The sequence below is a fragment of the Allomuricauda sp. CP2A genome (genome assembly GCF_001683915.1).
Taxonomy (GTDB): domain Bacteria; phylum Bacteroidota; class Bacteroidia; order Flavobacteriales; family Flavobacteriaceae; genus Flagellimonas.
Genome location: NZ_LXTT01000075.1, coordinates 36780 through 63033 on the forward strand (window position 1 = coordinate 36780; position 26254 = coordinate 63033).

The 26254-nt window shown below is 43.6% G+C and carries 24 protein-coding genes; 14 read left to right on the forward strand and 10 right to left on the reverse strand.

Features of this window, described 5'->3' with window-relative positions; translation table 11 throughout:
* The first annotated feature begins 142 nt into the window (after positions 1 to 142).
* Both ubiE and A7D14_RS09135 read left to right on the forward strand, forming a co-directional pair.
* Positions 143 to 871 carry a bifunctional demethylmenaquinone methyltransferase/2-methoxy-6-polyprenyl-1,4-benzoquinol methylase UbiE gene (gene ubiE, locus A7D14_RS09130; protein ID WP_067033087.1) on the forward strand — a complete coding sequence of 243 codons (729 nt, stop codon included), beginning with the start codon at positions 143 to 145 and terminating at the stop codon, positions 869 to 871.
* Positions 872 to 875: 4 nt separating this feature from the next.
* Positions 876 to 1574 (forward strand): porin family protein, encoded by a 699-nt coding sequence (locus tag A7D14_RS09135; protein ID WP_067033154.1) that lies wholly within the window; start codon positions 876 to 878, stop codon positions 1572 to 1574.
* On the opposite strand, the gene A7D14_RS09140 is transcribed toward A7D14_RS09135, so the two are convergent.
* Entirely contained in the window at positions 1575 to 2294 is a 720-nt protein-coding gene (locus A7D14_RS09140; protein WP_067033090.1) for a TrmH family RNA methyltransferase, read from the reverse strand.
* Between the two features lie 24 nt (positions 2295 to 2318).
* On the opposite strand from A7D14_RS09140, the gene A7D14_RS09145 reads away from it, so the two are divergent.
* The 6 genes from A7D14_RS09145 (at position 2319) to A7D14_RS09170 (ending at position 10926) form a co-directional block, all read left to right on the forward strand.
* Positions 2319 to 4907 carry a BamA/TamA family outer membrane protein gene (locus tag A7D14_RS09145; protein WP_067033092.1) on the forward strand — a complete coding sequence of 863 codons (2589 nt, stop codon included), beginning with the start codon at positions 2319 to 2321 and terminating at the stop codon, positions 4905 to 4907.
* A 55-nt stretch (positions 4908 to 4962) separates the two neighbouring features.
* Positions 4963 to 6030, forward strand: a complete 1068-nt coding sequence (gene fbaA, locus A7D14_RS09150; protein ID WP_067033095.1) for a class II fructose-bisphosphate aldolase — start codon at positions 4963 to 4965, stop codon at positions 6028 to 6030.
* A 27-nt stretch (positions 6031 to 6057) separates the two neighbouring features.
* The gene (gene accD / locus A7D14_RS09155) at positions 6058 to 6918 is read left to right on the forward strand and encodes an acetyl-CoA carboxylase, carboxyltransferase subunit beta (RefSeq protein ID WP_067033097.1); all 861 of its coding nucleotides are present in this window, start codon (positions 6058 to 6060) and stop codon (positions 6916 to 6918) included.
* A gap of 256 nt (positions 6919 to 7174) precedes the next feature.
* Entirely contained in the window at positions 7175 to 7444 is a 270-nt protein-coding gene (rpsO, locus tag A7D14_RS09160) for a 30S ribosomal protein S15 (protein ID WP_067033099.1), read from the forward strand.
* A gap of 217 nt (positions 7445 to 7661) precedes the next feature.
* The gene (locus tag A7D14_RS09165; protein ID WP_067033101.1) at positions 7662 to 9899 is read left to right on the forward strand and encodes a polyribonucleotide nucleotidyltransferase; all 2238 of its coding nucleotides are present in this window, start codon (positions 7662 to 7664) and stop codon (positions 9897 to 9899) included.
* A 163-nt stretch (positions 9900 to 10062) separates the two neighbouring features.
* The gene (locus A7D14_RS09170) at positions 10063 to 10926 is read left to right on the forward strand and encodes an RNA polymerase sigma factor RpoD/SigA (protein ID WP_036382919.1); all 864 of its coding nucleotides are present in this window, start codon (positions 10063 to 10065) and stop codon (positions 10924 to 10926) included.
* A gap of 179 nt (positions 10927 to 11105) precedes the next feature.
* Here A7D14_RS09170 and A7D14_RS09175 read toward each other — a convergent pair whose 3' ends face one another.
* The 4 genes from A7D14_RS09175 to A7D14_RS09190 are packed head-to-tail and all read right to left on the reverse strand — an operon-like array spanning position 11106 to position 16613.
* Positions 11106 to 12680: an aldehyde dehydrogenase (NADP(+)) gene (locus A7D14_RS09175; RefSeq protein ID WP_067033103.1), complete on the reverse strand. Its 1575-nt coding sequence runs from the start codon at positions 12678 to 12680 to the stop codon at positions 11106 to 11108.
* Positions 12681 to 12694: 14 nt separating this feature from the next.
* The gene (locus A7D14_RS09180; RefSeq protein ID WP_067033106.1) at positions 12695 to 13528 is read right to left on the reverse strand and encodes a fumarylacetoacetate hydrolase family protein; all 834 of its coding nucleotides are present in this window, start codon (positions 13526 to 13528) and stop codon (positions 12695 to 12697) included.
* Positions 13529 to 13532: 4 nt separating this feature from the next.
* Entirely contained in the window at positions 13533 to 14864 is a 1332-nt protein-coding gene (locus tag A7D14_RS09185) for a GntP family permease (protein WP_067033109.1), read from the reverse strand.
* Between the two features lie 27 nt (positions 14865 to 14891).
* Complete coding sequence (locus A7D14_RS09190) at positions 14892 to 16613, reverse strand: IlvD/Edd family dehydratase (RefSeq protein WP_067033113.1); 1722 nt, start codon at positions 16611 to 16613, stop codon at positions 14892 to 14894.
* A 217-nt stretch (positions 16614 to 16830) separates the two neighbouring features.
* Between A7D14_RS09190 and A7D14_RS09195 the strand changes: the two genes are divergently transcribed.
* The 4 genes from A7D14_RS09195 (at position 16831) to A7D14_RS09210 (ending at position 20607) form a co-directional block, all read left to right on the forward strand.
* A complete protein-coding gene (locus A7D14_RS09195; protein ID WP_067033116.1) occupies positions 16831 to 18105 on the forward strand; it encodes a serine hydrolase domain-containing protein in 1275 nt (424 codons plus the stop codon).
* A 62-nt stretch (positions 18106 to 18167) separates the two neighbouring features.
* Positions 18168 to 18827 (forward strand): ribulose-phosphate 3-epimerase, encoded by a 660-nt coding sequence (gene rpe, locus A7D14_RS09200; RefSeq protein ID WP_067033118.1) that lies wholly within the window; start codon positions 18168 to 18170, stop codon positions 18825 to 18827.
* Positions 18827 to 19813 (forward strand): YpdA family putative bacillithiol disulfide reductase, encoded by a 987-nt coding sequence (locus A7D14_RS09205; RefSeq protein WP_067033120.1) that lies wholly within the window; start codon positions 18827 to 18829, stop codon positions 19811 to 19813. The genes rpe and A7D14_RS09205 overlap by 1 nt, the downstream gene beginning before the upstream one ends.
* Before the next feature lie 44 nt (positions 19814 to 19857).
* Positions 19858 to 20607 (forward strand): hypothetical protein, encoded by a 750-nt coding sequence (locus tag A7D14_RS09210; RefSeq protein WP_067033124.1) that lies wholly within the window; start codon positions 19858 to 19860, stop codon positions 20605 to 20607.
* Positions 20608 to 20712: 105 nt separating this feature from the next.
* On the opposite strand, the gene A7D14_RS09215 is transcribed toward A7D14_RS09210, so the two are convergent.
* The 5 genes from A7D14_RS09215 to A7D14_RS09235 all read right to left on the reverse strand — a co-directional run bounded on the left by A7D14_RS09215 (position 20713) and on the right by A7D14_RS09235 (position 24190).
* A complete protein-coding gene (locus A7D14_RS09215; protein WP_067033127.1) occupies positions 20713 to 21756 on the reverse strand; it encodes a D-alanine--D-alanine ligase in 1044 nt (347 codons plus the stop codon).
* Positions 21753 to 22481, reverse strand: coding sequence for an NRDE family protein (locus A7D14_RS09220; protein WP_067033129.1), 729 nt, complete (start codon positions 22479 to 22481; stop codon positions 21753 to 21755). Before A7D14_RS09220 ends, A7D14_RS09215 begins: the two co-directional genes overlap by 4 nt.
* Positions 22469 to 22954, reverse strand: coding sequence for a hypothetical protein (locus tag A7D14_RS09225; RefSeq protein WP_083158045.1), 486 nt, complete (start codon positions 22952 to 22954; stop codon positions 22469 to 22471). Before A7D14_RS09225 ends, A7D14_RS09220 begins: the two co-directional genes overlap by 13 nt.
* 5 nt (positions 22955 to 22959) lie before the next feature.
* On the reverse strand, positions 22960 to 23613 hold the full coding sequence (locus A7D14_RS09230; protein WP_067033133.1) for a LysE family transporter: 654 nt from the start codon (positions 23611 to 23613) through the stop codon (positions 22960 to 22962).
* 130 nt (positions 23614 to 23743) lie between these two features.
* Positions 23744 to 24190 (reverse strand): YHS domain-containing (seleno)protein, encoded by a 447-nt coding sequence (locus tag A7D14_RS09235; RefSeq protein ID WP_067033137.1) that lies wholly within the window; start codon positions 24188 to 24190, stop codon positions 23744 to 23746.
* Positions 24191 to 24392: 202 nt separating this feature from the next.
* Between A7D14_RS09235 and A7D14_RS09240 the strand changes: the two genes are divergently transcribed.
* Together A7D14_RS09240 and A7D14_RS09245 are read left to right on the forward strand one after the other, a co-directional pair.
* Positions 24393 to 25748 (forward strand): AGE family epimerase/isomerase, encoded by a 1356-nt coding sequence (locus A7D14_RS09240; RefSeq protein ID WP_067033140.1) that lies wholly within the window; start codon positions 24393 to 24395, stop codon positions 25746 to 25748.
* Between the two features lie 69 nt (positions 25749 to 25817).
* Positions 25818 to 26150, forward strand: coding sequence for an ArsR/SmtB family transcription factor (locus tag A7D14_RS09245; protein ID WP_067033143.1), 333 nt, complete (start codon positions 25818 to 25820; stop codon positions 26148 to 26150).
* The last annotated feature ends 104 nt before the right edge of the window (positions 26151 to 26254 follow it).

A 26254-nucleotide genomic window follows, 5' to 3' on the forward strand; every position in this document is an offset into this window, starting at 1 on the left:
TAAAAAGAATAGTGACCGTGGTCTAAATGACATATTTTTAACAACATACGGAAAGATTCCCCCGTCGCTGGGCAAAATTACACAAATATTTTTGTCCACCTGCCATATTGCTAAATTGTATATTTGCCACCAAATTGAATAGATGTCAAAAAAAGTTACGCCCTACAAGGAATCCCAACTTGGGAAAAAGGAACAGGTTCGCCAGATGTTCGATACCATTTCCAAAAATTATGATGGGCTCAATAGGGTCATTTCCTTTGGAATAGACCTTAAATGGCGTAAGCGGATGGTGAAACTACTCAAGGCAAAAGCGCCCAAAACCATCTTGGACATTGCTACCGGAACAGGTGATTTGGCCATTGCCATGACCCAGACCGGCGCTGAAAAAATCATTGGGCTGGACATCTCACCCGGCATGCTGGAAGTGGGAAAAGAAAAAATTTCGGAAAAAAACCTGCAAGAGACCATAGAAATGATGGTTGGGGACAGTGAAGATCTTCCTTTTGAGGACAACACCTTTGATGCCATTACCGTGGGCTTTGGGGTTCGTAACTTTGAAAACCTAGAAAAAGGGCTCGCAGAAATCCATAGGGTGTTAAAACCAAATGGCACTTTCATGGTTTTGGAGACTTCGGTGCCCACAAAGTTCCCTTTTAAACAAGGCTACCGTTTGTATTGCAACTACATTCTTCCCACTATTGGGAAAATTTTCTCCAAAGACCGTTCGGCCTACACGTATTTGAGTGAATCTGCATCAGTTTTCCCCCATGGAGAGGCCTTCAACAATATTTTGGCCAAAATTGGGTTTATAGGAATAGAGAACAAACCCCAGACATTTGGAGTTGCCTCCATATATGTTGCGACAAAATAGTTTAATGAAAAACGTCTTTCTTCTGTTCGGCCTGCTTATATTGGCATGCTCAACTTCCTTGGCACAGTTATCCGATGACCGTATCCTTAATCTTCAGAACGAGGACAAGAAGTTCTTGAATTGGGGATATTATCTCGGTTTTAACCAATACGATTTTCAATTTGAATACAAGAACGATATTGGCAGGGACATTTTGGTCGATAAAAGTTTTGGGTTCAATGTGGGATTGATCGGAGAAATGCGCATCAATGAATTTTTGGATGCCCGTTTTGAACCTGGACTGCTCTATACTGCCAGAACTTTGGGTTTTCCAGGCTTCACCGACCAAGTAGATGCCCTTAGGGAAGTGCGCTCCACCTACATTCGATTTCCTTTGCTCCTAAAGGTCAGTGCCAAACGGTTTGGAAACTGGAGACCATTTATCACGGGCGGCGTGTACACTTCATTGAATTTGGGAAGTAAGGAAGACAGTTTGGATGACAACAGTAGCGGCGAATTCAGGATGAAAAAGAACGTGTACGGTTATGAATTGGGTTTTGGCATCGACTTTTATACGGAATACTTTAAGTTTACGCCTTCCATAAGGGGGGTTTTTGCCCTTTCGGATGAGTTGGTTCCTGATGAGAACCCCAACAGTCCTTGGACCGGAAACATCAATGCCATGCGTACCCGGGGCATTTTTATCAACTTTACTTTTGAGTAATCATTTTCTTCTGATTTCATTCAGAAGAATGGCGGTGGCGGTGGCCACATTAAGACTCTCCGTTGTATTTTCTCCAAATTGCGGAATTGAAACCCGTTCAGCGACCTGTTCAGCAACCGCTGTTGATATGCCATTGGCCTCATTGCCCATCACCAAAATACCATTGGGCGGAAGTTCTTTTCCATACACAGCCTCTCCATCCATAAAAGCACCATAAACAGGCAATGCTGTATTTTTTAAAAAATCCTCAAGATCCATATAAACCATGTTTACCCGGGCAATGGATCCCATGGTGGCTTGGAGCACTTTGGGATTGTAGCAGTCCACCGTATCCTCTGAACATATCAAATGTTTTATTCCAAACCAATCGCAAAGCCGGATTATAGTGCCCAAGTTTCCGGGATCTCGAACCGCATCCAAGGCCACTACCCAATCGGAATCGTCCATTTTTTTTGCCTCGGGTATATAAAACACCCCCAATACCCCACTGGGGTTGGTTAAACTGCTCATTTGTTTCAAGGCAGCCTTGGGAACAAGTTCAGCCTCTTCAAAACCTTGTGTTCTTTGGGAATTATCAACAAATAATTTATAAGGTTTCATCCCCCATTGTAACAACTCATTGACCGTCTTTTCACCCTCCACCACAAACAGCCCATGTTGAGATCGGTACTTTTTTTGCTTTAGGCTTACAACTAGTTTAATTTGGTTTTTCGTAACCATCTAAATCGTGTATTTTTGGCGTCTATGAAGGGTTCTTTACGTCTATTGTGCAACTGGGCAAAAATAGGATTATTGTTGCTTATATTGGTCATTGCTGGTTGCAACACCCTGAAAAAGGTTGGTGAGGAGGAATTATTGCTTACAAAAAACAGCATCCATGTGGATGATGAGAAGGTCACCAACAGTGAAATCAAAGGCCTTATTTCACAAAAACCCAATAGTAGCGTTCTGGGATATCCCCTGCGACTCAATTTGTACAATCTGGCCAAGGAAGATCCAGATTCTTCTTTTCAGAATTGGTTACATCGAAGGGAAAAGCGCAAAAAGAGACTCAACAACTTACTTTCCAAAAAACAGGTCAACAGATTACAAGAGTCCTTCATGGTGAAGGGATACAGTGAATTTTTGAAACGAATTGGCGAACCTCCCGTGATCATTGACACCGCCCTTACCAATAAATCGGCGAGTAGATTGGAAGCCTATTACAACAGCAAGGGTTATTTCAATAACTCAGCTTCGTACACCATTGTTGACGGAAAAAGAAGGAAAAGAGCCGAAGTGGACTATGAGGTGACACTGGGAAAACCCTTTATCATAGACACGATACAAAAAAATATAACCTCCCCAGAGTTGGATTCCATTTACACTATTTCATCCAGAAGTTCCTTTGTGAAACAGGGAGAGCAGTTTGATTTGGACAACTTTACACTGGAGCGGGAACGGCTGACCACATTATTCCGAAATTCAGGAGTGTACAATTTTCAGGAAAGTTCCATTAACTATAATATTTTACGGGATACCACCTTGGCAGCGGATGACCAGTTGATGGATGTGCAACTGAACATAAGAAAGTTTAGGAGTTCCGCGGATACCACAGATACTGCAGACCCATACCGAATCTATCGCCATAAAAAAATAAATATCTACACCGATTATATGTTCGGTGATCAAGTGGATACCTTAAATTCTATTGAGCACGAGAACTACACCATTTACTACAAAGACAAATTAAAATACAAGCCCAAGGCACTTACAGATGCTATTTTCTTTGAAAAAGACAGTGTTTACAGGGATTTGGATAGAATCCGAACCTACCGCCAGATCACTAACCTGAACACCTTTAAATATCCGAATATTGAGTTTATTCCAGATACAACCCAGGCGCAACTGATATCCAATATTTATTTGGTGCCAAGACCAAAGTTTTCGTTGAACATGAATTTTGATGTGACCCACTCCAATATTCAGCAAGTGGGAACGGCTTTTAGCACATCCGTAATTACCCGAAATGTCTTTGGCGGCGCTGAAACCTTGAACATTTCTGCCAGGGGATCCATTGGCCTATTGAGTGATGCTTCCTTGTCCAACGAAACCTTTACTTCAGAACTTGGGGGGGATGTCAACATTACCTTTCCCAGAATCTGGTTTCCCTTCAATACGGAAAAAATCATTCCCTATTATATGTTGCCCCAAAGTAGGCTGTTAGTGGGTACCAACTTTCAACGGAACATTGGTTTGGACAAACAATCATTGAACTCCATCCTCTCCTATAACTGGTCTCCCACAACACGACATAAAAACAACATTGAGCTGTTAAATGTGGAATTTGTGCGGAATGTAAACCCAGATAACTTCTATAATGTCTACCGTAATACCTTTGCCAATTTGGATGACGTAGCAGATGGTTTTCAGGATGACCCCCAATATGCTTCCTTTTATGAGAAAATTGACAATCCCATAGATTCTCTACGCCTTATTATTCCAGAAGGTGCCAATGGTTTTTCCCAAGCCATTTTAAACAACGAAATCCCGGTTACGGATGATCAATATGATGAGGTCAACAGTATTGAAGAAAGAAGGCAGCGACTTACTGAAAACAACCTCATCTTTGCCACAAACTTTACCCACACTAAAAACAGTAAGTCCGACATTAATGACCTTGATTTTTATCAGTACCGAATAAAATTGGAAGGTGCCGGGAACCTTCTTTCCCTAATGGCCAATGTAGTTCCCTATAACGAGAATGATAATGGACAACTCTTGGTCTTTGGCGTACCTTTTTCTCAATACATCAAAACCGAATTTGACTATATAAGGCATTGGCAGGTGGGAGATTCCCAAGTAATCGCCTTTAGGAGCTTCATGGGTATGGCCGTTCCCTACGGGAACTCCAATAACATTCCCTTTGTACGGAGTTACTTTGCTGGGGGATCCAACGATAACCGGGCCTGGAACGCCTACGAATTGGGCCCCGGAAAAACCAATAACATCAATGATTTCAACGAGGCCAACCTCAAGCTCGCCTTTAACGTAGAGTATCGTTTCCCCATAGCCGGAGACGTAAAAGGGGCACTTTTTGCCGATGCAGGTAACATTTGGAACGTGTTTGACAACGAAAACAATCCCGATGCCATTTTTACCGACTTTTCCTCCTTGGCCGATTTAGCCTTGGGCACAGGCTTGGGACTACGTTACGATTTCACCTATTTTGTCTTTAGGGTGGATGTAGGGTTTAAGACCCACAATCCTGCAAAGGAAGGTTCTGATCGTTGGTTCAGTGGTTACAACTTTAGGGATGCCGTCTTTAATATCGGAATCAATTATCCTTTCTAGAGGAATTATTTTATTACTTTTGTGGCCTACTTTAACTCAAAAACCATCTTAAACTATGTCCCACAATATTAAGCCAGGCGTTGCCACGGGCGATGAAGTTCAAGCTATCTTTAAACATGCAAAGGAAAATGGATATGCCCTTCCAGCCGTAAACGTGGTAGGATCCAATACCATAAATGGCGTACTGGAGACCGCTGCCTCATTAAATTCTCCCGTTATCATTCAATTTTCAAACGGAGGAGCGCAGTTCAATGCAGGAAAGGGACTCTCCAACGAAAACCAAAATGCCGCCATCTTGGGAGCAGTGGCAGGAGCCAAGCACGTACACCAATTGGCAGAGGCCTATGGAGCTACCGTAATTTTGCATACAGACCACTGTGCCAAAAAATTATTGCCTTGGATCGATGGACTTTTGGATGCCAGCGAAGCACATTTTAAGGCCGCTGGAAAACCGTTGTTCAGTTCCCATATGATCGATTTATCCGAAGAACCCATTGAGGAGAACATTGAGATTTGCAAGACCTATTTGGAGCGCATGAGCAAAATGGGCATGACCTTGGAAATTGAATTGGGGGTCACCGGAGGTGAAGAAGACGGTGTGGACAATACCGATATTGACGATTCCAAACTGTACACCCAGCCCGAAGAAGTCGCCTATGCCTATGAGGAACTTTCAAAAATTAGCCATAGGTTCACCGTGGCCGCCGCTTTTGGAAACGTTCACGGGGTTTACAAACCTGGAAACGTAAAATTAACCCCAAAAATCCTGAAAAATTCCCAAGAATTCATCTCAGAGAAATACGGCGTGGGTTACAACCATATCGATTTTGTGTTCCACGGAGGTTCAGGTTCCACTTTGGAAGAAATCAGGGAAGCCATTGGCTATGGTGTCATTAAAATGAACATCGATACCGATTTGCAATACGCATTCTTGGAAGGTGTTCGTGATTACATCCAAGGAAAAGCGGATTATCTTCAAGCCCAAATAGGAAACCCTGATGGGGATGACAAACCCAACAAAAAATTCTACGACCCAAGAGTTTGGCTCAGAGAAGGTGAAAAAACTTTTGTGGCCCGTTTAAAAAAGGCCTTTGAAGATCTAAATAACGTCAACACCTTATAAACCTTCATTTAATTAAATTTTGATTGTATGTCGTCTTGGTTTAAAAGAAAGGAAAAAGGAATACAGACCGCCACGGAGGAGAAAAAAGACACCCCCAAGGGGTTATGGTACAAATCCCCCACCGGAAAAATTGTTGAATCTGAGGATCTTGCCAAAAATTACTACGTAAGCCCAGAAGATGATTACCACGTTAGAATTGGCAGTAAGGAATACTTTGAAATCCTTTTTGATGACAACAAGTTCAAGGAACTGGATGAAAACATGACCTCCAAGGACCCCTTGAAATTTGTGGACACCAAAAAATATTCAGATCGCCTAAAGACCGTACAGCAAAAAACTGGATTGAAGGATGCTGTCCGTACCGCCGTGGGAAAATCCATGGGAAAGGAAATCGTCATTGCTTGTATGGACTTTAATTTTATTGGCGGCTCCATGGGAAGTGTGGTCGGTGAAAAGATCTCCCGCGCCATTGATATGGCCAAAAAGAAAAAGGTTCCATTTTTGATGATCTCAAAATCAGGAGGGGCCCGAATGATGGAAGCTGCGCTTTCCCTGATGCAATTGGCAAAAACATCCGCTAAACTGGCCCAATTGGCAGAGGCCAAAATCCCGTACATTTCATTGTGTACCGATCCCACCACCGGGGGAACAACGGCCTCCTACGCCATGTTGGGGGACATCAATATTGGAGAACCCGGAGCCTTGATTGGTTTTGCGGGTCCACGGATTGTAAAGGACACCGTTGGAAAGGATCTTCCCGAAGGTTTTCAGACCTCGGAATTTTTGAAAGAGCACGGGTTTCTGGATTTTATCGTCCATCGAAGAGATTTGAAAAAGAAAGTCAATCTCTACATCGATTTGATCAGCAATCAGCCTATAAGGGCATAAAAAAATTGTGTCTCTTGTCAACCTGAACTCGTTTCAGGTTCCCATATAGGAATTCAAAATGACGCTTTTCATGGCTTTTTAGCCAACCTTTTCCTTGACTTTGGTACTTTGACGGTAGGGTAACCAAAAGGTTTAATTTGGCCCAAAAAATTTATAGATCCAAAAAAAGAATTATCTTTGCACGCTGATTGCTTGTCCTTGGAAAGTCTAAGGAACTCTCAATCAATACATAAAAATCATTTAAATAAATATTGGAATGTATTTAACCAAAGAAGTAAAAGCCGAGATTTTCAAGAAGCACGGCGGCTCTGAGAGCAACACCGGTTCTACGGAAGGGCAAATTGCATTGTTCACCCACCGTATCAACCACTTGACGGATCACCTAAAAAAGAACCATAAGGATTACAACACCGAGCGTTCTTTGGTGGCATTGGTAGGTAAAAGACGTAGTCTTTTGGATTACCTAAAGAAAAAAGACATTGAAAAATATCGTTCCCTAATTAAGGAATTGAATATTAGAAAATAAAAATAAAGGGGAGGCTTTGGCTTCCCCTTTGTTTTAGTTGGACGTTTTCCAACAACCAAAAGTCCCAAGCTGCAAATTGGGCGAACACAAAAAGCTTCATATAGTTTTTCATTGGTCAGTGCCGAAAGGCAAACACAACAACACAACCCGACCGTCCGGATGGCGGTAGACCAAATGTTTAACAACCCGTATCTTATTAGCGGGTAAGACAATTTTTATGATTCCAAAAACTTTTAAAGAGGTCATTGACCTTGGTGACGGTAGGGAAATCTCTATCGAAACCGGTAAATTGGCAAAACAGGCCCATGGTTCTGTGGTTGTCCAATCGGGCAAGTGCATGCTATTATGTACCGTTGTCTCCAATTACAAACAAAGCGATGTTGATTTTCTCCCGCTTACGGTGGATTATCGCGAAAAATTTGCCGCAGCAGGGCGTTATCCTGGCGGATTCTTTAAGCGTGAAGCCAGACCCAGCGATGGCGAAGTGCTTACCATGCGTTTGGTGGACAGGGTATTGCGCCCATTGTTCCCAAAAGACTATCATGCCGAAACACAGGTAATGATCCAATTGATGTCCCACGACGAAGAGGTCATGCCCGATGCAATGGCTGGATTGGCCGCTTCTGCCGCCATTCAACTTTCAGATTTTCCATTTGAATGTGCAATTTCGGAAGTTCGTGTAGGCCGAGTGGATGGCAAGTTCATCATCAACCCTACAAGAGCGCAACTGCTAGAATCCGACATTGATATGGTGATTGGCGCATCTGCTGATTCCGTAATGATGGTTGAGGGTGAGATGTCCGAGATTTCCGAAGAGGAAATGGTAGAGGCCATCAAGTTCGCACACGAGGCCATTAAAGTTCAGGTGGCCGCCCAACTAAAATTGGCCGAGGCTTTCGGACGAAAAGAGGTTCGCGAATACGAGTCTGAGAAAGAGGACGAAGCACTTGAGAAAAAGATCTATGACATGGCATACGATAAAGTATATGCCGTGGCCAAGGCTGGTTCTGCAAAACATGAGCGCAGTGCGGCTTTTGAAGAAATCAAAGAAGAAATCAAGGCCACTTTCTCCGAAGAAGAATTGGAGGAAATTGGTGAAATGGTTTCCAAATACTACCACAAAGCCGAAAAAGAGGCTGTCCGAAACCTTACTTTGGAAGAAGGTTTGCGTTTGGATGGTCGTAAAACCACCGACATTCGCCCTATTTGGTGCGAAGTGGATTATTTGCCCTCTGTGCATGGTTCTGCCATCTTTACAAGAGGTGAAACCCAAGCATTGGCAACGGTGACTTTAGGCACCTCAAGAGAAGCCAATCAAATAGACATGCCCTCTTTTGAAGGTGAGGAAACTTTCTATTTGCATTATAACTTCCCTCCTTTTTCAACTGGTGAAGCAAGACCCATCCGTGGTACTTCCCGTAGGGAAGTGGGTCACGGAAACTTGGCACAGCGTGCCTTGAAAAAGATGATTCCAGAAGATTGTCCGTATACCGTTCGTGTGGTCTCTGAAGTATTGGAATCCAACGGTTCCTCTTCCATGGCCACCGTTTGTTCCGGTACCATGGCCTTGATGGATGCCGGGGTTCAATTGAAAAAACCAGTCTCTGGTATTGCCATGGGATTGATCACCAATACCGAAACTGGCAAATATGCCGTGCTTTCGGATATTTTGGGTGATGAGGACCACTTGGGCGATATGGACTTTAAGGTAACGGGTACGGCAGACGGTATCACGGCCTGCCAAATGGACATTAAAGTAAAGGGACTTTCCTATGAAATTTTGGTAAAAGCCCTGATGCAGGCCAAAGACGGTAGGATGCACATCCTAAAAGAATTGACCGACACCATTGCCGAACCAAGACCTGAGGTGAAATCCTATGCACCAAAAATTGTTACCAAAATCATTCCTGGAGAATATATTGGAGCACTTATTGGAAAAGGCGGAGAAGTCATCCAAGAACTTCAAAAAACAACAAAAACCACTATTGTCATCAACGAGGATCCCGATACCGAAGAAGGTATTGTGGAAATCTTGGGTACCGATCAAGATGGTATTGATGCCGTATTGGCCAAAATTGATGCCTTGATGTTCAAGCCGGAAGTAGGTAGTGTTTACGAAGTAAAGGTCATCAAAGTATTGGATTTTGGTGCTGTAGTGGAATACGTGGATGCTCCGGGGAACGAAGTATTGTTGCACGTTTCTGAACTGGCTTGGGAACGCACGGACAATGTGACCGATGTGGTCAATTTGGGGGATGTTCTTGATGTAAAATACTTCGGTATCGATCCCAAGACCCGAAAGGAAAAGGTTTCAAGAAAGGCCTTGTTGCCAAAACCAGAAGGGTATCAAGAAAGATCTCGCAGCAATGACCGAGGTGGTGACCGCAGAGGTAGCGGTGATCGCAGAGGCGGAAATAGAGATAGAGATAGAGATAGAAAGCCGAGAAGGGATTAAAAGCCTTTTAAGTTTATATACTGAAAACCCTAGGAAATCCTGGGGTTTTCTGATTTTGGGGAATTATTTTCAAATAAATTTTACCAAATTGTAACATTTTGGTTTTTTCTACGTATAACCTAATGAGCTTCGGTTCAAAACTTAATTTGAAGGGAAAATTTAGATGAGACAGTTAAAAATTACAAAACAGGTTACCAACAGGGAAACCGCATCGTTGGACAAATACTTGCAGGAAATCGGTAAGGTGGATTTGATCACTGCCGATGAGGAAGTTGAATTGGCCCAGCGTATTAAAGCGGGAGACCAGGTAGCCTTGGAAAAATTAACCAAAGCCAACCTCAGATTCGTGGTTTCTGTTGCAAAACAGTACCAAAACCAAGGATTGACCCTCCCCGATTTGATCAATGAGGGGAACTTGGGATTGATCAAGGCCGCACAGCGTTTTGATGAGACCCGTGGATTTAAGTTCATTTCCTATGCCGTTTGGTGGATTCGTCAATCCATTCTGCAGGCATTGGCCGAACAGTCCCGTATTGTGCGTTTGCCGTTGAACAAAATCGGTTCCATTAACAAAATCAACAAGACGTTTGCTTTCTTGGAGCAAGCCCATGAACGTGTGCCTTCCGCAGAGGAAATTGCCAAAGAATTGGACATGACGGTGGAAGATGTCAAGCAATCCTTGAAAAACTCAGGTCGTCATGTATCCATGGATGCTCCTTTGATTGATGGTGAGGATTCCAACTTGTATGATGTATTGCGAAGTGGGGAATCCCCTAATCCAGATAAAGAGTTGTTGCACGAATCCTTGCGCACTGAAATTGAACGTGCCTTGGAGACCTTGACCCCTCGGGAAGCTGATGTTATCAGGCTTTACTTCGGTTTGGCCGGACAGCATTCCATGACCTTGGAGGAAATCGGTGAGACTTTTGACTTGACCAGGGAACGCGTTCGTCAAATCAAGGAAAAGGCCATCAGACGTTTAAAACATACGTCCAGAAGTAAGATTTTAAAGACATATTTGGGATAAATTGTAAAATTTACACCCACAAATTACAGTTAAACTAGTCTTAAATTGTTTTTTTGGCAGGAAAGTTGTAATTTGGATACCTACAACAGTTTATCATGACTGTTCGTTTTTTGATTGATGAATAAACTCCGGCTGATTACCGGAGTTTTTTCATTTTATACAATCAAATATTGAGGAATCTATCTCTTTTTCTCCCCATTTACCAATCGCATTATTTTCAATGGATTGTCCTGTTTTAATTCAGCGGGCAATAAGGCATCCGGGAAGTTTTGGTAGCATACTTGTCGTACAAAGCGGTCAATGGCCTTTGTTCCCACAGAAGTAGATCGTGAATCCGTTGTTGCAGGATATGGCCCACCGTGCACCATGGCATGGCATACCTCAACTCCAGTTGGAAATCCATTGATCAACAAACGGCCTACTTTTTCTTCCAAAATGTCGATGAGCTCCTTGTTGTTCAATAAATCTTCTTCCGTACCATGAATAGTCGCCGTTAAATGACCATGAAGGTTTCGGGCTATTTCAAGCATTTCACTATTATCCGAAGTATTCACCAATAAGGTAGATGGACCAAAAACCTCCTCTTCCAATAAAGTGTTGGATAAAAAGTTTTTTCCCTCCGTGGCAAACAAATTGGCATTGCCTTGATTTCCTCCGGCATCAGTGCCTTTGGCCAAATATTCCACACCTTGTTGGGAAGACAACTCCTTAACCCCACCATCAAAAGCATTGTGAATGCCTTCCGTAAGCATGGGTGCAGAACCGGATTCCGCCACCAAACTGGTCAGTGATTGCTTAAAAGCCTTGGTTTTTTCAGATTCTTGGGCAATGACCACCCCAGGATTGGTACAAAACTGACCAACACCCAACGTAAAGGAACCGTGAAGTTGCTTACTAAGCTCCTCGCCCTTTTCTGCCATGGCTCCGGGCAAAATGAACACAGGGTTGGTACTGCCCATTTCGGCATATACGGGTATGGGGTTTGCGCGTTTTGAAGCAGCATCGAACAATGCCCTACCGCCTCGCAGTGAACCTGTAAATCCTACCGCATGGATACCGCTATGTCCTACCAAGCCCATTCCCACTTCGTGGGAGATACCGTGCACCATGGAAAATACACCATCGGGCATTCCAGTTTTTTTGGCTGCATTTATAATGGCTTCGGCCACCAATTCACAGGTACCGGGGTGTGCTGGGTGCGCCTTGACCACAACGGGGCAACCCGCCGCCAAAGCACTGGCCGTATCACCACCTGCCACAGAAAATGCCAATGGAAAGTTACTGGCTCCAAATACTGCCACAGGGCCCAATGGACGAAGCATACTCCTGATATCAATCCTTGGAAGGGGTTCTCTGTCCGGGATGGCCTCATCAATTCTTGCATCAACCCAAGAACCTTCACGCAAAACGGTAGCGAACAACTTCATTTGTCCCATGGTCCTGCCTCTTTCACCTGTGATTCTACCTTCCGGAAGGCCGGTTTCTGCACAGGCACGCTCTACCAATGAATCGCCAAGTGCCAATATTTCATCAGCAATGGCATCCAAAAAGGCAGCTTTTTCCGCTCCAGATTTATTTTTATAGACCTTGAAGGCTTTTTCAGCCTTTTCCACAGCAATATTTATTTCTCCTTCAATGGCCTCTGTAAAGGCTGTTTCCAGATTTTCTCCTGTGCTGGGATCAATTCCATAAAAAATGTTGGCTCCTAAAGCCGATTTCTCGTTTCCTAGGTAATTCTTGCCTTGTAATTGCATGTTTTGGGATTATTTTATCCGATTGTGTTTGTTAATGTTCCTATATTATCAATAGTGATATTGATTTCATCATTCTGTGCCAATGTAAAATCTGTTCCAGGCACAATACCAGTTCCTGTCATTAAAAAACTTCCGTGAGGATAGGTGGTATGTTTGTAAAGATACTGAACAATATCCTCAAACTTCCGTACAATTTGATCTACTCCGATTTCACCGGAAAAAACCTTGCTTCCATTTCTCACGATATCCAAATAAATCTTGGAATCTAGCGGAAAAGGGCCATCGGTGACCAAAATACAGGGGCCAATAGCGGCACTCCTGTCATAATTTTTTGCCTGTGGAAGATATAAGGGATTTTCACCTTCAATACTTCTACTGCTCATGTCGTTGCCTATGGTGTATCCCACAATCTTTCCTGACGAGGTGATGCAAAGCGTAAGTTCAGGCTCTGGCACGTCCCAAGTGGAATCCGTCCGGATGGCTACTTTGTCCAAATGCCCAACGGCCCTGGCCGCTGTTGACTTGAAAAACAGTTCTGGTCGCTCTGCATTGTAGACGCGTTCATAAAAATCGCCTCCACCAGCTTCCTTGGCCTCTTCCTGGCGCCCCATTTTACTGTTGTAATAGGTAACGCCTGTGGCCCAAATCTCCTGATTTTCGATAGGTTTCAACAAGTGATCGGAAATCAGTTCCGGACCATTTTCAATGGGTTGATTTTGACTAACTATGGATTTGCACTTCTGAAAAAGGGAATCATCATTGATGAATTCATCCCAATTTGTGTCACTTAAGAAGTATTTTCCTTCTGAATGAAGCACAATCCCTTTTGATGTTCGATAAACTTTCATGTCCTTAATTTACAAATAAACTTATGATTAATACTGCGATTATTGAGGTCACTCCAATGACCAAGGTACCTAAGCTATGAAACTTGTACCCTTGACCAACATTCATTCCGCTCATTTGGGTCATCACCCAGAAAAAACTGTCATTGGCATGGGATACCACCATGGAACCAGCACCAATGGAGACGACCAACAAAGCTTTGTCCATTTCACTTTCCATACCCAAACTGGGCATCATGGGCAGCATAATGGAGGCTGTTGTAATCAGTGCCACCGTTGATGAGCCTTGGGCCAGTTTTATGGCCGAAGCTATTAAAAAAGGCAGAAAAAAGCTAAGATTCAAATCACTCAAAGCGTCTCCCATAACATTTGCTATGCCTGAATTTTGGAGCATTTTTCCAAAAACACCCCCAGCTCCGGTTATCAATAAAATATTGGCCGATTCTTTTAGGGCCTTGCCAACCCACCCCTCTGTAGATATTAATTCTTTTTTTAGCTTTTTGGGTAGTGAAAAAGCCAAAAACATGCCTATGACCAGGGCAATTACCGGTTCTCCCAAAAATTGAAGAAAGGATTGCCAACCAGCAATGTCCTGAGCATCAATGGCTTTCATTCTTGAATTGATCATTATCAAGATAATGGGCACCACAATGGGCAGCGAAGCCTTAAAAGCAGACGGGGCTGTCTTCATTTTAAGATCGATGCTTTCCTGTGAAATATCAGGATTGGGCTCAATATAGGTTCTGGCCGCAAACTTGGTGGCAAAAACCAAGCCCATGACCAAGGCCAATATACTAATTGGAATGGCCAAGGCCAAAACCAAGCCCAAATCGGCATTTAAAATACCTGCCGCCGCTATGGGGCCGGGTGTTGGTGGAACCAAATTATGCGTTACCGTCAACCCCAAGGCCAAGGCAACCGCAGAACCCGCCAAACTGATACCAGCCTTTTTGGACAAACTTTTGTTCAATGGGGAAAGCAGGATAAACCCACTGTCCGCATATACGGGAATGGATACAAAATACCCCAAGATTCCCATTGCTGTGGAAACCCGCTTTTTTCCCACAATCTTTATGACCGCTTCCGCCAAGGCATAGGCTCCCCCCGTATTCTCCAAAAAGGCACCAATGATCACCCCAAATATGATGACCAATCCTATCTTGCCCAAGGTACCTCCAAAACCTTCATTGATGGTATCCAGAATGAGCGCATAGTCCATACCTGCAGCAAAACCAAAAAAAACGGCCACCATAAAAAGGGCCAAAAAAGGATGGAGTCGCAAGTAATTGACCATTAAAATTATAAAGGCAATACTCAATAATAAATAAACTACTAACATAGATGGATGGTTATATTTTGGTGGTTATCAATGGAGGTCCCCTTTTACTTCACTGCCCGATCCTCCTACCAAAATATCGAGGTCAGCCCCTTTTTCCGCTTGTTCCACATGGTTGAGGTAGATTTTCACATAGCCCCGATCTGTATGGGGTGCTGGTGGCGACCATGCTGCCCTTCTTTTTTCCAGTTCCTCCGGGGAAACGTCAAGGTGAAGGCGTCTATTCTCAACATCGAGCTCTATAAAGTCCCCATTTCTGACCAAAGCAAGGTTACCTCCTATGGCCGACTCTGGTGATACATGCAAAACAACCGTTCCATAAGCTGTACCGCTCATTCTACCATCCGAAATACGGACCATATCCTTTACGCCCTGCATAATCAATTTTTCAGGGAGGTCCACATTACCAACCTCTGGCATACCGGGATAACCTTTGGGCCCTACATTTTGAAGCACTATCACACTGTCTGCATCGATGTCCAAATCAGGGTCATCCACCCGCGCATGGTAATCGTCCATACTGGTAAAGACCACGGCCTTTCCCCGATGTTTCATCAGTTCAGGAGTGGCCGCTGAAGGTTTTATAACCGCGCCATTCTCACACAAATTGCCCTTTAGGACGGCTATACCCGCTTCTTCTTGGAAGGGGGTCTCCAGTTTGGAAATCACTTCTTCATTATAGCAAATCGCCTTTTCACAGTTTTCATGATGGGATTTGCCATTTGCAGTTACTGTTTTATGGAGTTTGGATTTTAATTCTTTCAAGACCACGGAAAGTCCGCCTGCATAAAAATAATCCTCCATTAAATGTTTTCCAGAGGGCATTAGGTTCACCAACAAAGGGATTTTGCTTCCCAAATCGTCAAAATCCTCCAATTTTAAGGGAACCCCCATTCTACCGGCAATGGCTATCAAATGGATGATAAGGTTGGTGGAACCACCTACGGCTGCGTTGACCACAATGGCATTTTCAAAAGCTTCGCGGGTCAATATTTTGGACATTTTCAAATCTTCATTCACCATCTCCACAATCCGCCTGCCTGAAAGTTGGGCCATTACTTTTTTGCGTGCATCAACCGCAGGAATTGCCGATGCCCCCGGCAAGGTCAGTCCCAAGGCTTCGGCCATAGTGGCCATGGTTGAGGCCGTACCCATGGTATTGCAGTGTCCTGCACTACGTGCGGCACATATTTCGGCCTCCAGAAAATCCTCATCGGTGAACTTGTCCTTTTTCTGTTTTTCCTTGATCATCCAATTGAACGACCCGGAACCTATTTCTCCGCCCCTAAATTTTCCGTTTAACATGGGTCCTCCGGGCACCACGATCGTGGGAAGATCCACACTGCAGGCGCCCATAATGGTGGATGGTGTGGTTTTATCGCAACCTGTCAACAATACAATACCATCCAAAGGGTTGGCCCTGATGGATTCCTCGACATCCATACTGGCCAAGTTCCTGAAGAGCATGGTAGTTGGTCGCATAATGGTCTCTCCGAGCGACATCACAGGGAACTCCAAAGGAAATCCCCCAGCTTCCAAAACCCCCTTTTTTACAATTTCCGCGAACTCCCTTAAATGCCCGTTGCAAGGGGTCAACTCGGACCACGTATTGCAAATTCCAATCACTGGCTTTCCCCTGAACATGTCATCGGGATAGCCTTGATTCCGTAGCCAAGAACGGTGCACAAAACCCATCTTGTCATTGCTTCCAAACCACTCTTTACTACGTAAATCGTCCTTTTGTTTCTTCATAAATTGAATAGATTAGTTAAATATACTCAATCGATTGAGATAAAAATAGCTGAGATGATACCAAAACAAAACTGTTTCATATTGTTATTATCGTAATAAAAGTGTTGAAAATATTCTATTTATTTAGCTTTAAACCCCTTACATTTAATTGTTGTTGATTATTTGACTACCTTCTCGCTCTTTATTGAAATTTTATAAAAATTAATCATCAAATCTAATGAAACGGATTGCATACTTATTTGTACTATCCTTCTTGGTCTTATCCTCCTGCAAAAAGCAAGAACCAGAAGTTCAGTACCTGGTTGATGAAACCGTAAAAACACGAATTGACTCCACATTGCAAAGTTTTGTGGACTTGGGCGATGTGGCCGGAGCCTCAGCCTTGATCTTTGAAAAAGGTGAAGAGGTCTACTACAATGCGTTCGGTTACGCCGACTTGAAGAACAAAAAGCCCATGGAGCGCAACACCTTGGTGCAGATCTATTCCATGACCAAGCCCATTACCGGCACGGCCTTGATGACCCTGTACGAAGAAGGCAAGTTCCAGTTGGATGATCCCTTGGAAAAATATGCCCCTGAATTTGCCAACATGCAGGTCTACGCTGGCTACGATTCCATTGCTGGTGAAATGATCTTGGAACCTGCCAAACGTCCCATTACCATTCGCGATATTACCCGGCATACCGCCGGTTTTTCGGGCCAAAGGGATCTTCCCGGGTTGGGTGAAGCCATCGCAGAAGCAGACGCTTTGAACCGCGAGAACACCCTCGCTGAAATGGCCAAAAAATTGAGTAGTGTTCCTTTAGGATATCAACCAGGGGAGCACTGGGAATATGGTATTTCTGTGGATGTGCAGGCTTATTTGGTAGAACTTCTTTCAGGTCAGCCCTATGCCGAATATGTACAAGAACATGTCTTGGGCCCTTTAAAAATGAACGATACACGATATGTTGTTCCTGAATCGGACCGAGGTAGAATGTCATCAGCATATAGGCATGAGGGCGACTCCTTGATTCAATTGCCCAATGAGGAAGCCCATGCCTACAACTACAAAAAATGGCCATTGACTGCTGGCGGTTGGGGGCTTACATCCTCTTTGGACGATTACATGCGCTTTGCTCAAATGTTGATCAACAAAGGTACCCTGGAAGGCGTTCAGGTCCTCGATTCAAGTACCGTTAAACTCATGGCCACCAATCATTTGGATGAAAGCATTGAAGAGCGTTCATGGTTGCCCAACAAAGGTCAGGTAGGCTTTGGCATTGACTTTGCCGTGAGGTTGCGCCCACCAGCCTCCGTGGAGGAAAACAATGGCGTTGTGGGCGAATTCTTTTGGGATGGAGCCGCCACTACCTTATTTTGGGTAGATCCAGTCAACGAGCTTACGGCTGTTTTCTTTGTTCAGGTGTTCCCACATGATGGCACCTTGCACAAAAGATTCAGGGATGCCGTTTACGGGGCCGTCACTCTGGAAGAAAGCATAGCTGAATAGGCCTAACCGTAGGGTATAGCGCAACATTTCACTACCTTTGTGGTGAATTAGTTGATTCTTACATGAGCAAAAAGATAATTGCACCTTCCCTACTGGCATCGGACTTTGCCAATTTACAGCGCGATATTGAAATGGTGAACCAAAGTGAAGCCGATTGGTTTCACTTGGACATCATGGATGGGGTCTTTGTACCCAATATTTCCTTCGGAATGCCCGTGGTGAAGGCCATTGCCAAGCATGCCAAAAAAACCTTGGACATGCACCTCATGATCGTTGATCCCGATCGGTACATTAAAACATTTGCAGATCTTGGGGTGAATAACTTAACAGTGCATTATGAAGCCTGTCCCCATTTGCACAGGACGCTTCAGGCCATAAAGGCCGAAGGCATGAAAGCTGGGGTGGCAATGAATCCGCATACCTCTATTGACCTCTTGGAAGATATTATCCAAGATGTTGATATTGTGAATTTGATGAGCGTAAATCCCGGTTTTGGAGGGCAATCCTTCATTGAGAACACTTACAAAAAGGTGAAAGACCTGAAAAACCTCATTGAGCAAAAAAAATCTAATGCCCTGATTGAAATTGATGGTGGGGTAAATGCGACCAATGCCAAAAAGTTGGTGGATGCGGGTGTGGATGTTTTGGTAGCGGGCAATTTTGTTTTTTCAAGTGGGAATCCAACCCAAACCATTAAAGATTTAAAAGAAGAGATTGCGTAATGCAAGAATTTGACGTTGTCATCATTGGAGGGGGGCCTATTGGCATTGCTTGTGGACTAGAGGCAAAAAAACAAGGGGTATCCTATGTAATCATCGAAAAAGGGCCCATTGTAAATTCCTTGTTCAACTACCCCATTAACATGCAGTTTTTCTCCTCCTCGGAAAAGCTGGAGATTGACGACATTCCCTTTATCAGTAAGGAGGCCAAACCCAAACGCAATGAGGCTTTGGAGTATTATCGCCGAATAGTAACTTCCAACGATTTGAACATTCACCTTTTTGAAAAGGTATTGGATGTAGAAAAAGAAGCCGAATCCTTTACCGTGGAAACGGACAAAGACCAATACCAAGCCAAAAATGTGATTGTGGCCACTGGATTTTACGATCTGCCCAACAAAATCAATGTGCCCGGAGAGGATTTGCCCAAGGTTTCGCACTACTATAAAGACCCCCATTTTTATGCCAGTCAAAAATTGGCCGTGGTCGGTGCCAGCAATTCTGCCATTGATGCCGCCTTGGAGTGCTGGCGGAAAGGTGCGGAGGTCACGCTGATCATCCGCGGTCCCGAAGTGGGCCAACGGGTCAAATATTGGGTACGTCCCGATATCATCAACCGAATTGAGGAAGGCAGCATCAAGGCCTATTACAATTCCACTTTAAAAGAAATCAAGCCACATGAAATTGTTGTGGACACCCCAGAAGGTGAAGTGACCCTTGCCAATGATTTTGTACTTGCGCTAACGGGGTATATGCCCAATTTTGAATTTCTGGAAAAACTCGGCATTCAACTTTCGGAGGATGAAAAACGACTGCCCTCCTACAACCCAGAGACCATGGAAACCAACATTCCGGGGCTTTTCTTGGCTGGTGTGATCTGTGGCGGGATGGAAACCCATAAATGGTTTATTGAAAATTCCCGAATCCATGCGCCCATCATTATCAAAACCATAAAACAGAAGATGCAATTGGTGGGGAAGGATTCCTAAAACCACTTAAATTTCGTATTTTCAGGGGACACACAACGGTCACCATGAAAATGATTCAACAATTCCATTTAGCATCTCAATATTTGGCCATGGCCGGAAAAAGTTTTCTGGATCATTTGGAAGATGACAGCCATACCAATTTGGGGTTTTCCATTGCAGAAAAAAGTCTCTTGACCTTGCCTTTGGATGATTCGGGAACGCAATTGGGACTAAACTATGACACCTTTGCCTTGGAATGGAAAACCACCACGCCCCAATTCCTTTCCCTAAAGGGAAAAACCCACGATGAAATTGTGCAATGGCTGAAAACAATGGCCAAATCCTCCCATTTTACAAGGCCCTACAAATACAACCTTCATTATGGACTCCCCTACAAGATGGCCAAAGAAGATACCTTTGAATTGGTCAGCAAAAATGAAGCACAGGAGCTGATTCGCATTCGCACTTTGGCCCAAAACGTATTGACCACTTTTTTGGCAGCCGAAAATTTGAAGTCTGACATACGGGTGTGGCCCCACCATTTTGACACGGGAGCCTTTGCCCATCTGCACGATGGTTCTGGAAAATCCGTAGGTTTGGGGTTGGCCATTCCAGATGGTATGGTAGACGATTTTTACTTTTACATTAGCGGTTACCGCGGCAATACCAGCTTACGCACTTGGGCTTTTGAGCCTCTGTCCCATGGGAAATGGCACAACAACGGCTTTAAGGGGGCGGTTTTGCCTGTTTCCAAAATCACCGAAGAAATAGGGTTGCAGTTTTTTAGGGAGGCGTTGGGGGCCTATAAAAAATAATTTTTTTTAAGCCATCCCATTCGTAACGAAGCATGTGTAGGAATCCCCTCTTTCAGATTTCTCGTGGCTCATTCCTTCGTCTGTTGAAATGACAAAAATGACCCATCAGACCATCCGAATCTGGGCTTCCAAGGCATGATGTTCCCGAAGCATGGCCCTACCTCCCCTAAAACTCAAATAGGAGTGCCCTTTTTTGTGGTTGAGGATACTCACTTCATTCATAAAGCCCCAATGTTTGGTGATTTCACGCCATGCAAAAAAGAGGGAATGTTTGGGGTCGTAGATATGGGTGGCCTCGCCCCCTGCCCCATTGATCTCGATCACACTAAAATTTTTGCCTTGGCACAATTCTTCAAAAGAGTTGTGGAGCACATCCAAACGACCGTAATGAAATCCATCCATCTGGGAACAAATTCCATTTACGACCTGTTCCAAATCAGCATTCAGCTTATGGGTAATGTCCACAAACTTGGCCCCCCGGGTATGGCTTCCGTAAGGCACCAGAATAAATTCCTCACCTTCGGGCACCACTTGGTTGAGTGCATCACCAAACTTTTGCTCAAGTGCCTTTAACTGCAAATGGCTTCGTGGATTTTTTTTGATCAATTCCACTAGCGTACTTTCCCCATCTCCAATAACCGAAAGAAACTCTTTGGAGACAATACCTGTAATCCTGCCTTTTTCCTCCCCGGGTTTGCGTACATAAAAAATGCCCACCTCTTTGGTAAAGGGAATGAGTTCCTGCACCAGAAAATGGGAAGGTGTTCTGAGCAGATACTTTTTAAACTCGTCTTTATTGTGGATTTTGTCCACCCCAAAGGCCTTCATGCCAATATCTGGCTTGGCGATAAAGGGAAAACCAATATCCGAGGACAAAATGCGTTCCAAAGCCCGTTCAGGTGTCTCGTCCTTGGCAATGAACACTGTTTTCGGTATATACTGTTGGGGAATCATATTATATATGGACATTTTGGATTCCATGGCCATGCCCCCATTTTTCATGGATGGGTTTGCGGCATTAAAGAAGAAAAAGGAACGCGCTTTTATGGAATAGTACAGCCACACCGGAAACAAGGGGTAGTAAATGGCCCACAATGGCCAGTATTCCCAATGGGTGAGTTTGTGCCATTTTAATTTCAACGAACTCATTTTACCGATACTGAAAGTGAATCGTTGGGTGAAAAAGGCACCTCATAGGTGGCATCATTCAACAAGTCGATATGGCGCATCAAGGTTTCTTCCGGTTCAATGACCGCCTGGGTTACGCTAAAGGTTTTTAGCCCTGTTTCCCGGTCAATGACAAAGCCATTTTCATAGTCTTCATGATTGTTGGAATGAAAATCCACCACATCCGAAGCTTCAATACGGTCTGTTTTCCTCAAAAATGAATTGAACAAGGACGCTCTTTGGGCAATGACATCATCATCATACAAGGTTACGGAAGACCAAATATGGTCCTGGGTCTTGTCCAAGGGCGTAAAGTATTTTTGGTTGCCATCCCAACGAAATTCCAACAAACTTCCATTGAGCATTACCAAGGTAAACGGTTCTATGCTGTACAAATCCATGTGTTGAAGGGTCTCTTCGGGATTCAGCGAACTTATCACATCCAGCAACACCAATCCCCTGCTCTTGGCATAATTTCGTTTTGATTGATGCCGCACATAAGCCCCGTTCAACAAGACAGAGACTACTCCATATTCGTTAAGGGCAAACCATGTGCCCCCAGCTTTTGGGTCTTTTGGAAACAACACTTTTACGCCATTAACCATATCCTCTTGGGGTCTATAGGCCAACGGACGGGAAATGTGTTCATCACGATTGGATGTGATGAAATAACGGTTGTTGCGTGAAATAAAACTTACTGTGCACATGCCTGTCGGTGTTGCATGGTGGAGGGGGCCACCCCAAATGATTCTGGGAGTTGCAGGGTCGTAAAATGTTCAATGCCCACTTTGATCAGGGCATGGTGATGTATGGTATGCTCCAGATTGTACATTACTTCGCGATAGTAATTCGAGTCCAAACAAGTTTCAGAATCGCCCAGTTCATAGGTAACCTTTACGGGTTTGTTGGGGCGTTCCAATTGGGTCTGTATCAATTTTAACTGCTCAATGGCATAAGGAAGCTCGTTCTCAATCCGATGGTTGCGCTCCCTACGATCGTAGGAGACATCCGCAGTATCGTACCCGTGGATCAAACAAAGGTAAAGTTCGATGATATGTCTTGTGTGCTGGCCAATAGTGGAATTTGAAAGTACTTTGCACGTCTGTGCATAGCAATCCTCTGGAAGTTGCCGAAGGATTTGCATAAACTGCTCAAGGGTATCTATGGAAGATTTGAACATGATGCTTAAGGTGTTTTATAATTAGGTCGTTTTTTGATAAATAGGAACATAAGATAGAAAGAAAATCCAAGGTATAGCAATCCCAACAATAGATTTGTAATCAAGCCATAATTACCGTAGTTGGTAAAGATATATTTGCCCAACACCATAAAAACGGACAGCCCGAACATGGTGCCCAAACCGATTCCCCCTAAATAAAAGGTGTATGAACTTTTTGAGGCCGTAAGGATATCCTTTTTTTCCAACACCTTGTTCCATGTCATCCAAAAAGGAATTTGTAAGGGGTTCAAGGCACTCAACAGAAGCCCTAATACAAAGGTGGATCGGAGTTTCGGTAATAAATCAACCTTGGAACTGACTTTGGACACACTAGCGGCATCCAAAAAACTGGTTATGGATAGGTACAACAACAGGAGAGTCCCCAATGGGAGCAGGTACATCATCAGTTTGTCGCTTAAATGTAAACGCTCATTTCCGAATAAGGTCAATCGAACTATTACCAGCTCCACCAAGACCACCGCCAGTGAAAACCAAATGGCCGAAACCAAACCTTGCGAGGCAGCAATATCAAAAGCAGTCAAGTTCAAGGTTCCCAAGGGCAAAGCGCCCAAAAAACTTATCAGAAGACCCGAAAAACATACTTTTAAATAGTTCTGCATAGTATAATTATGGCGCAGCACACTCCCATCATATTAGGAAACAGACCACATAACTCATTCTAAAATAGGAATATCAAATGTGTTGACACAACATCCCTCATATATTTTAGACTACGAAACGCTTAAAACGTTACTGGTTTTTAATCTTTTCCCAATTGGTATCAGCTTTTGACATTAACTTGTTGGGAGACTCATTTAGCCAAAGTTCCAGCGTATTTGTTTTTCCAGCGTTGTAGAAAAGATAGAGTTTACCGTCACGAATCTCATACGTTTCAGGGTTGATGCTCACCTTTTTGCCAGAAACTGCCACCGCATAAGCACAGTACCCGCCGTATTGGGGAATGTATTTCACAGGATTGGCCTTGAACTTATTCAAGTTTTCCTGATTGGAAAATTTATAGTTGATGCCATCATATTCTGTGGAGATTTCCTTAATCCCTTCTTTAGGTTTTCCCTCAAAATAGGAAACCACATCATAACCGTGGGCGGCATATCCTCTTTTGGTATTATAATCTATAGCTTGTGCTTGCAGAAAGGTTCCTGTGAGTATGAACAGGCCCAATATCAATTTTTTCATTAGCAATGGATTGAAGATTTCATTCCGTTTAACCGTAGGAAAATCTGTTGAATTTTGGTTTTTAGTCCCAAGAGGTGCAACATCCTTTCAACAGAGGCCAAAAAATTTTTCACTTTTTGATCCAAATATTTGAGAATTCTCCTGCCAATGCCAAAAACATTGAGATTATTATATCTTTAGTGTGCACATATTGACTATAAACATGAAAAATAGCTTTACTCTTTCTTTTCTATTAATTGCACTGCTCATTGGATGCTCCACAAAGGAGAAAAAAAACACCGATAACGAAAATTTAATTGCAGCACTGGAAACCGCCGCCAATGAGCAATTATTGCACAAATGGTATCCTTTGACCTTGGATACGGTTAATGGTGGCTATTACAGTGACCTTACCTATGATTTTAAAATAGGCGAAAATCAGAATAAAATGATCGTTACCCAAGCTAGGCACGTTTGGACCAACGCTGTGGCCGCAGAACACAACCCGGAAAGAAAAAAAGAGTACCTCTCATACTCCGAACACGGGTTTCAATTTTTACGAGATTATATGTGGGACGAGGAAAATGGAGGGTTCCACACCATGGTTACCAAAGAGGGTGAACCCATGGAAGGCAACAAAACAGCGTATGGAAACTCGTTTGCCATCTATGGACTGGCGGCCTATTACGGTGCCTCTAAAAATGAAGAAGCCTTGGATTTGGCCAAAAAAACGTTCAATTGGTTGGAAGAGCACAGCCATGATAGCATCCACAAAGGCTATTATCAAATTTTGCAAATAGATGGCACGCCCGTTGAACGAACCGAGGACACGCCATCGACCTCCAATGTGGGGTATAAAGATTATAACAGTTCCATTCACTTGTTGGAAGCCTTGACCACACTGTATGAGGTATGGCCCGATGCCATCGTGGAGGAACGTGTCAAGGAAATGTTGACCCTGATCCGGGATACCTTCACCACGGAAAAGGGCTATATGAATCTCTATTTTGAAGGGGATTGGACGCCGATATCCTTCAAGGATTCCCCAAAAGATACCATTCTCAAACATTTTCATTTGGACCATGTTACCTTCGGACATGATGTGGAAACTGCATTTTTGATGTTGGAAGCCTCGCATGTACTTGGGGGTTGGCAGTTTGACGAGACTTTGGTAAAAGGCAAAAAAATGGTCGATCATTCCCTCAAAACTGGATGGGACAAAGATTTGGGCGGATTCTATGATGGCGGCTATTATTTTAAGGGAGTGGATACCATGAGTATTGTAAATCACCATAAAAATTGGTGGACCCAAGCCGAGGGATTGAACAGTCTGTTGCTGATGGATTCCTATTTTCCAAATGATTCATTGGATTACAGGGCCCATTTTGATAAACTCTGGGAATACACCAACACCTATCTCATGGACAAAGAGCATGGAGGTTGGTACGCATGGGGGCAAGACACCAGACCAGAGACCAAGAACGATAACAAAGGGCATATTTGGAAAAGTGCCTACCACAACTACAGGGCATTGGCCACTTGTAAAGAAACTTTGGAAAAGGGGCACCAAAGTAAATAAGTGAGGTTTTTTCATTTCATTTTTTCCCGATTAAGATATTAATCGTAATATTGCGATAAATTAATACAGATGGGCCTGACCAAAACCGAAATCTTTACCGATAACCAAAATGAGCTTGCACTCATTGGGAAGGTATTTGCGCACCCGGCCAGAGTTGCCATCTTACAGCATCTCTTTAAGGTCAAGTCATGTGTCTGCGGTGATCTCGTAGACGAGATTGGACTTGCACAACCCACCGTTTCCCAGCACCTCAAGGAATTGAGAAATATGGGATTGATCAAGGGCGATGTTGAGGGAACCAGTGTCTGCTATTGTGTCAATGTGGCGAACTGGAACCGCATGAAGGAGAAATTTAAGGCATTCCTTGACCAAGAAATTAAGCTGGACCAAGAGTGCTGCTAGTGTTTTTTTGACCTTATTAATTGTTTTATTGCGATAAACTAATATAAATAAACCAAAAAAAATACAGAAATGAAAACGAAATCGATTTGTGCACTGGCAGTTAT